Source organism: Lentzea sp. NPDC051213 (assembly GCF_044455585.1).
GTDB lineage: Bacteria > Actinomycetota > Actinomycetes > Mycobacteriales > Pseudonocardiaceae > Lentzea.
In genome coordinates, this window is the sequence record NZ_JBITEX010000002.1 from 1,050,300 (window position 1) to 1,062,969 (window position 12,670).

Consider the following 12,670-nt stretch of genomic DNA (forward strand, 5'->3'; position numbering starts at 1 on the left):
GCTAACGTTTGCCGCAGGAAAGGTAATCGAAGCGATTCGATTCGAATTCGAACGGCGAAAGCGGTCGAATGAAATTCAGCAACGGGTACTGGCTCCTGCGCGACGGCGTGCAGGCGGCTCATCCGGTCGAGGTCTACGACATCACCCAGGCGGCGGGGGAGCTGGTGGTCCACGCGCCGACCCGGCCGATCCGCCATCGCGGTGACCTGTTGCAGGGCCCGGTGGCGACGGTCCGTTTCTCCTCGCCGATGCCGGACGTGATCGGCGTGAGCCTGACGCACTTCGAGGGCGAACGACGCAGGCACCCGGAGTTCGCCCTCGCCACGGCCGAGCCCTACGTGCACCTCACCGATGAGTCCCTCACGTCCGGTGCGCTGGAGGTGAGGGTCGGCCGCGACTGGAAGGTCGAGTTCGTCGCGGACGGCGAGGTGCTGACGGCGAGTCGCACCAAGGGCATGGGCTTCATGACCCTGGACGGCAGGCACTACGTCCGCGACCAGCTCGACCTGGGCGTCGGTGATGTGGTTTACGGCCTCGGCGAGCGCTTCGGACCGTTGGCGCGCAACGGCCAGGTGGTGGACATCTGGAACGCCGACGGCGGCACGAGCAGTGAGCAGGCGTACAAGAACGTGCCGTTCTACCTGACCAACGCGGGTTACGGCGTCTTCGTCAACCATCCGGGGCACGTGTCGTTCGAGGTCGCCGCCGAGAAGGTGTCCTGCGTGCAGTTCAGCGTCGAGGGGCAGACGCTGGAGTACTTCGTGATCTACGGCCCCAGCCCCAAGGAGATCCTGCGCAAGTACACGTTGCTGACCGGCCGGCCGACGGTGCCGCCGATGTGGTCGTTCGGCCTGTGGCTGTCCACGTCGTTCACGACGTCGTACGACGAGCAAACGGTCTCCGGCTTCATCGACGGCATGATCGAGCGCGATCTGCCGTTGAGCGTGTTCCACTTCGACTGCTTCTGGATGCGCGAGTACAACTGGTGCGACTTCGAGTGGGATCCGCGCATGTTCCCCGATCCGGTCGGCATGCTGGACCGGCTGAAGTCGAGGGACCTGCGGATCTCCGTGTGGATCAACCCCTATGTGGGGCAACGGTCTCCGCTGTTCGCCGAAGGCGTCGAGGGCGGCTACCTGCTGCGCAGGCCGAACGGTGACGTGTGGCAGTGGGACCTCTGGCAACCGGGCATGGCGCTGGTCGACTTCAGCAACCCCGCCGCCCGCGAGTGGTACGCGGCCAAGCTGGAGACCTTGCTGGACCAGGGCGTGGACTGCTTCAAGACCGACTTCGGCGAGCGGATCCCCACCGACGTCGTGTACTTCGACGGCTCCGATCCCGAACGGATGCACAACTACTACGCCTACCTCTACAACAAGACGGTCTTCGACGTGTTGCGCAAGCGGCGCGGTGACGGTGAAGCCGTGGTGTTCGCCCGTGCCGCCACCGCGGGATCGCAGCAGTTCCCGGTGCACTGGGGCGGGGACTGCGAGTCGACCTACGAGGCCATGGCGGAGAGCCTGCGAGGCGGGCTTTCCCTGGGGCTGTCCGGCTTCGGCTACTGGAGCCACGACATCGGTGGCTTCGAGGGCACGCCGGAGCCCGCGTTGTTCAAGCGGTGGATCGCTTTCGGTCTGTTGTCCTCGCACAGCCGCCTGCACGGCAGCTCGTCGTACCGGGTGCCGTGGCTGTTCGACGAGGAGGCGGTCGACGTGCTGCGGGTCTTCGCGAAGCTCAAGGCGCGGCTGATGCCGTACCTGCACCACGCGGCTCTGCAGGCCGCCACCGAGGGCACGCCGATGATGCGGGCGATGGCGCTGGAGTTCCCGGACGATCCCGCGTGCACGCATCTCGAACGGCAGTACATGCTCGGCGACAGTCTGCTGGTGGCGCCGGTGTTCTCCGACAGCGGCGAGGTGTCGTTCTACGTGCCGGACGGCGTGTGGACCGACTTCTTCACCGGTGAACCAGTGCCCGGCGGCCGGTGGACAACGATGTCGTGCGACTTCCTCACCGTGCCGTTGCTGGTGCGGCCGAACACCGTGCTCCCGCTCGGCGCCGTCGACGACCGCCCGGACTACGACTACGCCGAGGGCGTCACGTTGCGGATCCACCAGCTCGACGACGGAGCCTCGGTCACCACCGAGGTGGCCGGTTCCACGTTCCACACTCGTCGCAGCGGCAACAGGATCGCCGTGGAGGTCGAGTCGCCGCCGTCGGCGTGGCAGGTCGAGTTCCCCTCGGTCGCGGAGCCGATCGCGGGCGGCGGCGACACGCTGACCATCGAGGACGTCTGACCCGGCGGGTGGTTCGGCCGTTGCGGCCGTACCACCCGTGTCAGCTTCACTTGAGGTGACTGGAAACGGGAATGCGTTGGTCTCGCAGTGCCTCGCCACGACACCGGCGATCTGCGCTGCCCGCGTTCGCGATCTCGGTGAGGAAGCCGCTGGCCCTGCGTTGGAAAGCGCTTTCCGGCCTGTAGGACAGGCTGCAGCAGGCGGCGTTCGACAGTTATTCGATTCGAACGCAGTCGAAATGAGCCGATCCGGTCTCCGGTCCGTACCCCGTGGCATGAGCCTCTACAAAGGACGGCCCCTCGTGCTGAAGGTCGCCGCGGGTCTGCTCGGCCTGACCGCGGTCGCCGCGCTCGCGGTGGCGACGACGACCGGCGGCGAAGTGCCCGCGTTGGCGGACGGGGCGGACAAGGGCTCCTTCGTCGACATCACGAAGGTCAAGCCCAACGTCAAGAAGCCCAGACCGGAGAACGACGCGACGACCGGCACGTTCACCGTCGACTGCGGCCGCAACGAGAACAAGCACTTCAACCCGGACAACTTCATCGCGCAGCCCGGTGTCCGCAACGGTGCCCAGCACCTGCACGACTACGTCGGCAACCTCTCGACGAACGCGGACTCGACCAACGAGTCGCTGGAGCGGGCGGGAACGACCTGCAAGAACGGGGACAAGTCGGCCTACTTCTGGCCCGTCGTGCGCATCGACGACGACGATGAGGCCGAGGCCAAAGTCGTGAGCTGCCCGGATGTCGCGAGCAAGCTGCCGGCGGTTCCGAGCCAGGCGAAGGCGGAGGTCGACCGCAACCTGGCGCTGCTCAAGACCCAGATCGACGAGGCGAACAAGCGCCTGGCCAAGAACGAGAACCCCGGCGATCCCAACTTCAACCAGAACGCGATCGTGGGACCGTTGAAGGACAAGCGGGTCGCCACCATCGACCGCATCGCCATCGCGATCGGCCGCAACGCACAGCGCCCGCAGGGCCTCGAGCAGCTGGCGCCGTGCAAGCTGGGCGGTGGTGACGGTGGCGGTGAGAACGAGCTGCCCGGCAACGACGGCGAGATCCAGCGCCCGGAGGTCGCGGAGCTGACGTTCCGCGGCAGCCCGGCGGGCAAGGTCGTCGCGATGCCGAAGTTCCTGCGTGTGCTCTACGGCGATGCGAAGGTCGGCACCAACGGACCGAAGAACGCCAAGGATTCGTGGACCTGCACGGGCTTCGAGGACGAGGTGCTGCTCAACAAGTACCCGATCTGCCCGCAGGGTTCGAAGGTGAAGCGCATCCACGACTTCCCGAGTTGCTGGGACGGCAAGAACATCGACTCCGCGAAGCACCGCGAGCACATCATCTACCCGGACGCCGGGGGCAGGTGCGCGAAGGGCTTCAAGGCCGTGCCGCAGCTGCGAATCTCGTTGACCTACAACATCCCCCGTGACGTCCAGCAGCGGGGCCAGTACGCGGTCGACTCCTTTCCCGAGGAGAAGCACAACCCGTTCTCCGACCACGACGACTTCGCGAACGTGATGTCGCAGCAGATCATGGACAGGCTCGTCAACTGCGTGAACACCGGCAAGAAGTGCCGGGAGTGAATTGTTCGGAGCGTCGTTCGACGATTCTGCGCCATCGAATTCGTCGAAGCGCATCGATTTGTGGCGGTTGTCTTGACGAGTACCTGGCGCCGTGCCAGTTTTCGGTTCATGTCGCGGTTATTCGTTGAAACACAGTCGTTCCGACGATGGATCAGTGCGGTGGTGGCCGCGGCAGCGGTCATCGCCGGGAGTGTCACCCCGGTCGTCGTTGCGGCCGACGCCCGAGCGCGCAGTGCGATGGACCAGGTCGCGGCGATGCAGCCGGGGTGGAACCTCGGCAACTCGCTGGACTCGACCGGTGGCGACGAGACGTCGTGGGGCAACCCGCGCATCACGGAAGCGTTGCTGGACAACGTGAAAGCGCAGGGTTTCAAGAGCATCCGCATCCCCGTCACGTGGAGCGCGCACCTCGGGCCGGCTCCGGACCACACCATCGAGGCGGCGTATCTCGACCGCGTCAAGGAGGTCGTGCGCTGGGCTGTGGCGCGCGGCCTGTACGTGATGGTCAACCTCCACCACGACTCGTGGCAGTGGATCAACACCATGCCGGCGGACCGCGCCGGCGTGGTGAACCGCTTCAACGCCGTCTGGCGGCAGCTCGCGGCCGCGTTCCGGGACTTCGGGCCGAGGCTGACGCTGGAGAGCGTCAACGAGCCGCAGTTCACCGGCAGCTCCGGGCAGGCGCAGGAGATCGAGCTGCTCAACGAGCTGAACGCGTCGTTCCGCGACATCGTGCGCCGGTCGGGCGGCAACAACGCCGGTCGCCTGCTGGTCCTGCCGACCCTGCACACCTCGGCGAACCAGCCGCTGGTCGACGCGCTGGCGAACCAGATGCGCGGCTTCAACGACCCGAACCTGGCGGCAACGGTCCACTACTACGGCTACTGGCCGTTCAGCGTGAACATCGCGGGCGGCACGCGTTTCGACGCCATCGCGCAGAAGGACCTCACCGACTACTTCGACCGCGTCCACAGCGCCTTCGTCGCGAAGGGCGTCCCGGTGATCCTCGGCGAGTACGGCCTGCTCGGCTTCGACCGCCACACCGGGACCATCGAGCAGGGCGAGAAACTCAAGTTCTTCGAGCACCTCGGCTACTACGCACGGGCCAAGAAGATCACCACGATGCTGTGGGACAACGGTCAGCACCTAGGCCGGACATCGTTGCGGTGGAGCGATCCCGAGCTCTTCGCGCAGATCAGGTCGAGCTGGACGACCCGCTCCGGCACGGCGTTCACCGACCAGGTGTTCAACGAGCGGTCGAGCGCCATCACCGCCAAGACGATCACCTTGAACCTCAACGGAACGACGTTCCTGGGGCTGTGGCATGGCGACACCGCTCTGGTGCGCGGCAGGGACTACACCGTCTCGGGGGACCGGCTGACCCTGACCGCGCAGGCGTTGACCCGGCTGAGCGGATCGCGGCCGTACGGCACGAACGCGGTGCTGACGGCCCGGTTCTCCCGTGGCGTCGCCTGGCGGTTGCACGTGATCACCCACGATCGGCCGGTGCTGTCGAACTCAAGCGGCACAACGGCATCGTTCGCGATCCCGACGGCGTTCCGCGGTGACCTGCTCGCCACGATGGAGGCCAGGTACGCCGACGGCACCAACGCGGGGCCGCACGACTGGACGTCGTTCAAGGAGTACGACCGCACGTTCAAGCCCGACTACCCGAACGGCACCACCGCCTTGACTGCCGACTTCTTCGCCGCAGTCCGGGACAACTCGCCGGTGACGCTCACGTTCCACTACTGGAGTGGCCTCACGGTGATGTATTCCGTGACCAAGTCGGGCAGCGCCGTGACGGGGGTGGTGACGCCATGACCATCGGCTGCTCGCTGGGCTGAGGCTCGCCTGATTACCGAACGTGGGTGAACGGAGTGTTGTGCGCAGACAGTGGCTTGTGGTGGTGGCGGTCGTCGCGGTGTCGCTGGCGACGGCGGGTGTGGTGCTGCACAACGGTGAGGGCGTGACCGGCCGCGCCGTCGCTGCCGGCGTCGTCGGTCCGGTGGCCGAGGCGGCCCCGAGCACGGCGGCCACCACCGCGCCGGTGACGGTCACGGTCGACGCGCCGCTGGCCGGGAAGATCAAGCCGGGCGTCACCCGCACCGGTCCGGCGACCTTCTACGACTCCGACGGTGGCGGCTTCTGCCTGTACGACTCGAGCCCGGATCCCCTGACCGTCGCGATGAACTGGTCGGATTACGAGGACTCCAAGGCGTGCGGTGCCCATGTCCTGGTACGCGCGGCCAACGGCAAGAGCGTCACGGTGCGCGTCACGAACCTCTGCCCGGCGCCGTGCCGGGCCGGTCAGCTGGACCTCAGCGAGGAGGCGTTCGCTCGGCTCGCAGACCCGAAGCTGGGGGAGATCCCGGTGACCTGGACGCTGGTCAGCCCCGAGCCCACCAAGAAGATCTCCCTGCGGTACAAGGCCGGGTCAAGCCGGTGGTGGTGCGGTGTCCAGACGATCGACCACCGAAACCCGCTGGCGCGCTTGGAGATTCAGGTCGATGGGCAGTGGAGGGAACTGCGGCGCGCCGACTACAACTACTTTCTCTCCGAGAACGGTGCCGGTTGCGGCGGGCCCGTCGCGGTCACCGACATCTACGGTGAGCGGCTGGTCCTCGGTTCCCCGCCGATCGAACCCGACGTGGTTCAGGCGACGAGCCTGCAGTTCGCAGCCCGCTGAGGTGGGTGCGGGGGCGCTTTCGTACCGCTGGACGGTACGAAAGCGCCCCGCGTACGCCTATCGCCGCTTGGCCGGCTCGAAGATCGGCCCCGAATCCGCCGCTGCCGCCGGCAGGAACGGGTTCGGGTTGGCCGGGCACACAGTCCCGACCGCGGGCAACGTGCCGTTGAGCAGGTAGGCGTTCGTGTGGTCACTGGCGCACTTGCTCAGCCCGTACGCCGTGTGCCCCCAACCCGCGTAGGCCAGCAACCGGCTACCCGCCAGCTGCTTGTTCACGGCCTGCGCGCCCCGGAAGTCCGTCACGCCGTCGAAGTGGTTGCCCACCACGAGAACCGGTGCGTTGGTGCGGGTGCGCCACGGCCCTGCATAACGGTCCTGGTTGGTCGGCCAGTTCGCGCACGCCGCGTTGGCCCACCACCAGGCCGGACCGAACTCCGAGCCTGCTTCGGCGTAGCGGGCCACCGCGCTGTACGTGCGGAGGTCGCGCGGGTACTCGATGTCCGCGCACGCGTTGCCGTTGTAGGCGTCGAAGCCGTTGTCGTAATCCGGTTCCGCCGCAACGGAAAGAGTCGTTGCCGCGTCCGAGAGCTGGTCGAAGAGCTCCGCGGTCTGCGGCCAGCTCCGCGGGTTGTACATCGCGCTGAGCGCGGTGTTGACCACGGCGTCGTAGGTGAAGGTCTGGCCGCCGAGCTCGATCGGCTTGGCGCGCACCGACGCCAGCAGTGCGTTCCAGCGCTTCTCCGAGTTCGGGCCGAAGACGCACGCGGCCTCGTCGCAGTTGCGGAGGAACTCGCGGAACTCCTCCTTGGTCGCGATCCGGTCGGACTCGATCTGCCGCCCGCTCGACCACAGCTCCGGGTTGAGCACGCCGTCGATGACGAGCGCGCGGATGTTGTTCGGGAACATGTTCGCGTACGTCGCACCGAGGAAGGAGCCGTACGAGAAGCCCAGGTAGGTGAGCTTGCGGTCACCCACGGAGCGGCGCAGCAGGTCCAGGTCCCGCACCACGTCCGCGGTGCTCATGTGCCGCGCGATCGGCTGGTCGTCCAGGCACTCCGGCCCGAGCGAGCGGTACCGGTCGAAGAACGGCTTCTCTTGCGCCTTCTGGTACGGGAAGCCGGGAATGCCCTCGAAGAACTTGTTGAGGTCTTCCTCGCTCTTGAAGCAGTGCAGCGGGTCGGACCTGCCGACGCCGCGCGGGTCGAAGCCCACGATGTCGAAGCGGCCCTGCAGGTTGGTGTCCAGGCGCTCGCCCCAGCCGAACGCGAAGTCCACGCCGGAACCGCCCGGCCCGCCGGGGTTGAGGAACAGCGTCCCGATCCGGCGCGCCTTGTCCGTCGCGGGCTTGCGTGCCAGCGCCACCGTCGTGGTGGCGCCACGCGGGTTGTCGTAGTCCAGCGGTACCTTCACCGAGGCGCAGTCGAAGCCGGGGTGTTCGGGGCCGCAGGCCGCCCAGTCGATCCGCGGGGCCCCGTAGTCCTGCACCACGTCGGCCTGTACCGCGGGTGTGCCGGTGATCATGAGTGCCGCTGCGGCGGCAAGCACGGTGAAACGCATCGACAAGCTCCCCTCTTGTCCGCAGAGGGGCCATTCCTATCTCGTCGGCGGCCGTTCGTCGACGGCCGAAAGTAGGGGACTGTCAATCAGCACGGCGGCGCTTGTGGCGAATCCCCAATCGAGTCGCGATCTGGTCGTGGATCGGCGTGCTCATGACGACCGGGTTCGGCGGTGGTGGTGGCGGTGTCGGTCCGGGTGCGTCCTGTCGGTCAGGCATGCGTCGAGCGTAGGCATGGTCATTGACCCCTCAAGCACGCTGATCAAGAAATCACACGAGCCGTACCCCATGAGGTGAATCCATTGTCACGGTTTTCTACCGACGGTGGGACTGCACGCCTACGTTGAGACCAGTCGTGTGTGTGCCTGACGGGCTACTCGAATTTGCCCGGTTACGTGGAATCTCGTAGTGCGGACACGTGCGTTGCGTGATCTCGTGGCCATCCTGAACGATCGGTAGTTGATCGCGAGACGAACTGGAGCGTGACCATGGTCAGCGGGAAGCCAGGCGTCGCCAAGAGGCAGCTCATCCTGCTCAGCGGCCGGGCACATCCGGAGCTCGCGGAGGCCGTGGCCAAGCACCTCGGCGTCGCCATCACGCCGCAGGCCGCCTACAACTTCGCCAACGGCGAGATCTTCGTCCGATTCGAGGAGTCGGTGCGCGGCGCCGACGCGTTCGTCATGCAGAGCCACAGTGCGCCCATCAACGACTGGCTGATGGAGCAGCTGCTCGTGGTCGACGCGCTCAAACGCGCTTCCACGAAGCGGATCACGGCCGTCATGCCGTCGTACCCGTACGCCCGGCAGGACCGCAAGTACGCCGGCCGTGAACCCATCTCGGCCCGGCTGGTCGCCGACATGTTCAAGACCGCGGGCGCGGACCGGATCGTCACCGTCGACCTGCACACCGCGCAGGCGCAGGGCTTCTTCGACGGCCCGGTGGACCACCTGCACGCGATGTGGCTGCTCACCGACCACATCGGTGCCAGGTACCGCAGCGAGGACCTCACGATCGTCTCACCGGACGCCGGTCGCACCAGGCTCGCGGAGAAGTGGGCCGACCTGCTCGGCGGCTGCCCGATCGCGTTCATCCACAAGACCCGTGACCCGTTGCGGCCCAACGAGGTCCTGGCCAACCGGGTGGTCGGTGACGTCGCCGGCCGCACCTGCGTCGTGGTCGACGACATGATCGACACGGCGCAGACGAGCACGGGGGCGGCGCGGCAGCTGCTCGAACAGGGCGCGAAGGACGTCGTGCTCGTCGCCACGCACGGCGTGCTGTCCGGTGACGCGTACGAGCGGCTCATCGAGAGCAAGGCCCGCGAGGTCGTCCTCACCGACACCCTGCCGATCCCGCACGAGAAGCGGTTCCCAGGGCTCACCGTGCTCAGCATCGCGCCGCTGCTCGCGCGGGCGATCCAGGAGGTCTTCGAGGACGGGTCGGTCACGAGCCTGTTCGACGGGAACGCCTGACGGAAGAGGAGCGCGTCGCTGTGCGTTGACCTGTGACATGGGTGACGAGCAGCGTGGCCGGGTCCGGGTCGAGCACTCGGCGAAGCGGGTCCGTGTGTACTTCGGTGGCGAACTGGTCGTGGACTCGACCTCGCCGCGGCTGGTCTGGGAGATCCCCTACTACCCGGCCTACTACCTGCCTCTTTCCTCCGTCCGGGTCGAGCTGAAGCCGACCGGGGAGACCAAGCACTCGCCGAGCAGGGGCGAAGGCGTGCTGCACGACGTCGTCACGGCCGGTGGCACGGCCAAGGGCGCGGCGCTGACCTACCCCGACTCGCCGATCGAGGCGCTGCGGGACCTGGTCCGGTTCGAGTTCGCGGCCATGGACGAGTGGCTCGAGGAGGACGAGCCGATCTACGTGCACCCGCGCGACCCGTACAAGCGGGTCGACGTGCTGGGGAGCTCGCGGCACGTCCGCGTCGCGCTGAACGGGGTGACGCTGGCGGCGTCGTCGCAACCGCGGATCCTGTTCGAGACGAGCCTTCCCCCGCGCTACTACCTGCCGTTGAGCGACGTTCGATTCGATCTGCTCAGGCCGTCGGACACGCGGACCCAGTGCCCGTACAAGGGGACCGCCGCGTACTGGTCGGTCGAGGTCGGCGGCGTGGTGCACGAGGACCTGGTGTGGATCTACCGGGAGCCGCTGCCGGAGAGTCAGAAGGTCGCCGGGATGGCCTGCTTCTTCAGCGAGAAGGTCGACCTCTACGTCGACGGTGAGCTCCAGCCGAAACCGAAAACCCCCTGGTCGTAAGCGACGCACTTCACACTCTGCAAACTTGCAGTCTCTGCAAAACGATCCTGTACGCTTGCCTGGTGAACGAACCGGGGGAGAGCCTGCGCTACCGCAAGAAGCGCCGCACCCGTGCCGCGCTCGAGCGGGCGACGCTGCGCCTGGCCGCCGAGAAGGGCTACGACCACGTCACCGTTGAGGAGATCGCCGCCGAGGCCGACGTCTCGGTGCGGACCTTCTTCAACTACTTCGCCGGCAAGGACGACGCGCTGATCGGCACGGACCCCGAAGCGGGTCCGCGCATGGCCGCGCGCGTCCACGACGCACCCGCCGGGATCAGCCCGTTCGACGCTTTCCGCACGTCCGTGCTCGCCGAGATCGACGACGAGCTGAACAACGCCCGTGACCTCTGGTTGCTGCGCAAGGAAGTCCTGATGCAGCGACCGGATCTGCTTGTCCGCGCGTTCACCAGCAGCGCGGCGTCCGAGCAGTTGCTGGCCGAGGCGGTGGCGCACCGGGCAGGGCTGCCCGAGTCGCACGTGTACCCGCGGCTGCTCGTGGCCGCCGGGACCGCCGCGTTCCGCTGTGCGGTTACTCGGTGGGCACAGGACGACACCACGGCGTTGGGTGATCTGGTCGCCGAGGCGTTCGACCTGTTCGGCACCGGGCTGGCTCACGCGCCGCACCACGACAAACCGCACAACAGCATGGGGGGATCATGAGCACCGAAATCGATGCGCCACCACCAGTCCACAGCAAACGCGACGTAGTCCAGGCGATGTCGGGCCTCATGCTCGGCATGTTCGTGGCGATCCTCGCCGGCACCGTCGTGTCGAACGCGTTGCCGCGCATCGTCGCCGAGCTGAAGGGCTCGCAGTCGATCTTCGCGTGGATCGTCACGGTCGAGCTGCTCGCGATGACGGCCACCGTGCCGTTGTGGGGCAAGCTCGCCGACCTCTACAGCCGCAAGCTGCTCATCCAGGCGTCGCTGGGCCTGTTCGTGGCCGGCTCGCTGATCGCGGGCTTCTCGCAGAACATCGAGATGCTCATCGTCAGCCGCGTGGTGCAGGGCCTGGGCGCCGGTGGCGTCACGGCGCTGGCGACGATCGTGATGGCCGCGATGATCCCGCCGCGTGAGCTCGGCCGGTACTCGGGACTCTTCGGTGCCGTGTTCGGCGTCGGCACTGTCGCCGGCCCGCTGATCGGTGGCCTGCTGGTCGACACCTCGTGGCTGGGCTGGCGGTGGTGCTTCTTCATCGGCGTGCCGTTCTCGCTGGCCGCGATCTGGCTGCTCCAGCGCACCCTGCACCTGCCGGTCGTGCGCAAGGACAACGTGAAGATCGACTACCTGGGCGCGTTCCTGATCGTGTCCGGTGTCTCGACGCTGCTGATCTGGTCGTCGCTGGCCGGTCAGAAGTTCGACTGGTGGTCGGGCTGGACCGCGTTGCTGGTGACCGTCGGCGTTCTGCTGCTGGTCGCGGCGGTGCGGGTCGAGGCCACCGCGCACGACCCGATCGTGCCGTTGTCGATCTTCCGCAACCGCACGGTCTCGCTGGCCACGATCGCGAGCGCCCTGGTCGGTGTCGCGATGTTCGGCGGCACGGTGTTCCTCTCGCAGTACTTCCAGCTCTCGCTGGGCAAGACGCCGACCCAGGCCGGCCTGCTCGGCCTGCCGCTGATCTTCGGCCTGCTCATCTCGTCCACCGTGGCCGGGCAGCTGATCACGAAGTACGGCAAGTGGAAGGCCTTCCTGGTCGCCGGTGGCGTGACCATGGTCGGCGGCATGCTGCTGCTGTCCACGATCACCGCCCAGACCACGGTGTTCATGGTGTCCGTGCACATGTTCGTGCTCGGCGTCGGCGTCGGCCTGCTGATGCAGAACCTGGTCCTGGCCGCGCAGAACGACGTGCCGGCCAAGGACCTCGGCACCACGACGTCCACACTGACGTTCTTCCGCTCGTTGGGTGGCGCGATCGGCGTGTCGGCGCTCGGCGCGGTGCTGGCCACCAAGGTCTCGTCGCTGACGGCCGAGAAGTTCGGCCCGGTGGCCTCGGGCGGCGACGCGGTGCCGGACATCTCGGTGCTGCCGCCGGAGATCAAGGCCGTGATCGCCGACATCTACGCGACGGCGACCGCGGAGATCTTCCTGGTGGGCGCGCCGTTCGCGGTGCTGGCGCTGCTGGCGGTGGCGTTCATCAAGGAGAAGCCGCTCAAGGAGCAGAGCGGTGACGACCGGCTGGCGGCGGAGATGGCCGCGGGCCACTGATCGTTCGCGTTTCCGGGTGGACCCCTGACTTTCGTCGGGG

The 12,670-nt window shown here is 67.4% G+C and carries 10 protein-coding genes; 8 read left to right on the forward strand and 2 right to left on the reverse strand.

The window, feature by feature from the left end; all coding sequences use genetic code 11:
* Positions 1 to 68 precede the first annotated feature (68 nt).
* From yicI to ACIA8G_RS11615, 4 genes are all read left to right on the forward strand, one after another.
* The gene (gene yicI / locus ACIA8G_RS11600) at positions 69 to 2,297 is read left to right on the forward strand and encodes an alpha-xylosidase (RefSeq protein WP_396418307.1); all 2,229 of its coding nucleotides are present in this window, start codon (positions 69 to 71) and stop codon (positions 2,295 to 2,297) included.
* A gap of 274 nt (positions 2,298 to 2,571) precedes the next feature.
* Complete coding sequence (locus ACIA8G_RS11605; protein ID WP_396418308.1) at positions 2,572 to 3,879, forward strand: DUF1996 domain-containing protein; 1,308 nt, start codon at positions 2,572 to 2,574, stop codon at positions 3,877 to 3,879.
* A 159-nt stretch (positions 3,880 to 4,038) separates the two neighbouring features.
* The gene (locus ACIA8G_RS11610) at positions 4,039 to 5,703 is read left to right on the forward strand and encodes a cellulase family glycosylhydrolase (protein ID WP_396418309.1); all 1,665 of its coding nucleotides are present in this window, start codon (positions 4,039 to 4,041) and stop codon (positions 5,701 to 5,703) included.
* Between the two features lie 61 nt (positions 5,704 to 5,764).
* Positions 5,765 to 6,568: an expansin EXLX1 family cellulose-binding protein gene (locus ACIA8G_RS11615; protein ID WP_396418310.1), complete on the forward strand. Its 804-nt coding sequence runs from the start codon at positions 5,765 to 5,767 to the stop codon at positions 6,566 to 6,568.
* 57 nt (positions 6,569 to 6,625) lie between these two features.
* On the opposite strand, the gene ACIA8G_RS11620 is transcribed toward ACIA8G_RS11615, so the two are convergent.
* On the reverse strand, positions 6,626 to 8,125 hold the full coding sequence (locus ACIA8G_RS11620) for an alpha/beta fold hydrolase (protein ID WP_396418311.1): 1,500 nt from the start codon (positions 8,123 to 8,125) through the stop codon (positions 6,626 to 6,628).
* A gap of 82 nt (positions 8,126 to 8,207) precedes the next feature.
* Positions 8,208 to 8,342, reverse strand: a complete 135-nt coding sequence (locus tag ACIA8G_RS11625) for a hypothetical protein (RefSeq protein ID WP_396418312.1) — start codon at positions 8,340 to 8,342, stop codon at positions 8,208 to 8,210.
* Positions 8,343 to 8,611: 269 nt separating this feature from the next.
* On the opposite strand from ACIA8G_RS11625, the gene ACIA8G_RS11630 reads away from it, so the two are divergent.
* The 4 genes from ACIA8G_RS11630 to ACIA8G_RS11645 all read left to right on the forward strand — a co-directional run bounded on the left by ACIA8G_RS11630 (position 8,612) and on the right by ACIA8G_RS11645 (position 12,630).
* Positions 8,612 to 9,595, forward strand: coding sequence for a ribose-phosphate diphosphokinase (locus ACIA8G_RS11630; RefSeq protein WP_396418313.1), 984 nt, complete (start codon positions 8,612 to 8,614; stop codon positions 9,593 to 9,595).
* A 37-nt stretch (positions 9,596 to 9,632) separates the two neighbouring features.
* Complete coding sequence (locus ACIA8G_RS11635) at positions 9,633 to 10,385, forward strand: DUF427 domain-containing protein (protein WP_396418314.1); 753 nt, start codon at positions 9,633 to 9,635, stop codon at positions 10,383 to 10,385.
* A gap of 62 nt (positions 10,386 to 10,447) precedes the next feature.
* Entirely contained in the window at positions 10,448 to 11,086 is a 639-nt protein-coding gene (locus tag ACIA8G_RS11640) for a TetR/AcrR family transcriptional regulator (protein ID WP_396418315.1), read from the forward strand.
* Positions 11,083 to 12,630 (forward strand): MDR family MFS transporter, encoded by a 1,548-nt coding sequence (locus ACIA8G_RS11645; protein WP_396418316.1) that lies wholly within the window; start codon positions 11,083 to 11,085, stop codon positions 12,628 to 12,630. Before ACIA8G_RS11640 ends, ACIA8G_RS11645 begins: the two co-directional genes overlap by 4 nt.
* Positions 12,631 to 12,670 lie beyond the last annotated feature (40 nt).

What these genes read in the sequence shown, in the direction of transcription:
- yicI (WP_396418307.1), top strand. Translation starts at nt 69, where the DNA reads ATGAAATTCAGCAACGGGTACTGGCTCCTGCGCGACGGCGTGCAGGCG.
- ACIA8G_RS11630 (WP_396418313.1), top strand. Translation starts at nt 8,612, where the DNA reads ATGGTCAGCGGGAAGCCAGGCGTCGCCAAGAGGCAGCTCATCCTGCTC.
- ACIA8G_RS11605 (WP_396418308.1), top strand. Translation starts at nt 2,572, where the DNA reads ATGAGCCTCTACAAAGGACGGCCCCTCGTGCTGAAGGTCGCCGCGGGT.
- ACIA8G_RS11625 (WP_396418312.1), bottom strand. Translation starts at nt 8,342, where the DNA reads ATGCCTGACCGACAGGACGCACCCGGACCGACACCGCCACCACCACCG.
- ACIA8G_RS11620 (WP_396418311.1), bottom strand. Translation starts at nt 8,125, where the DNA reads ATGCGTTTCACCGTGCTTGCCGCCGCAGCGGCACTCATGATCACCGGC.
- ACIA8G_RS11635 (WP_396418314.1), top strand. Translation starts at nt 9,633, where the DNA reads ATGGGTGACGAGCAGCGTGGCCGGGTCCGGGTCGAGCACTCGGCGAAG.
- ACIA8G_RS11645 (WP_396418316.1), top strand. Translation starts at nt 11,083, where the DNA reads ATGAGCACCGAAATCGATGCGCCACCACCAGTCCACAGCAAACGCGAC.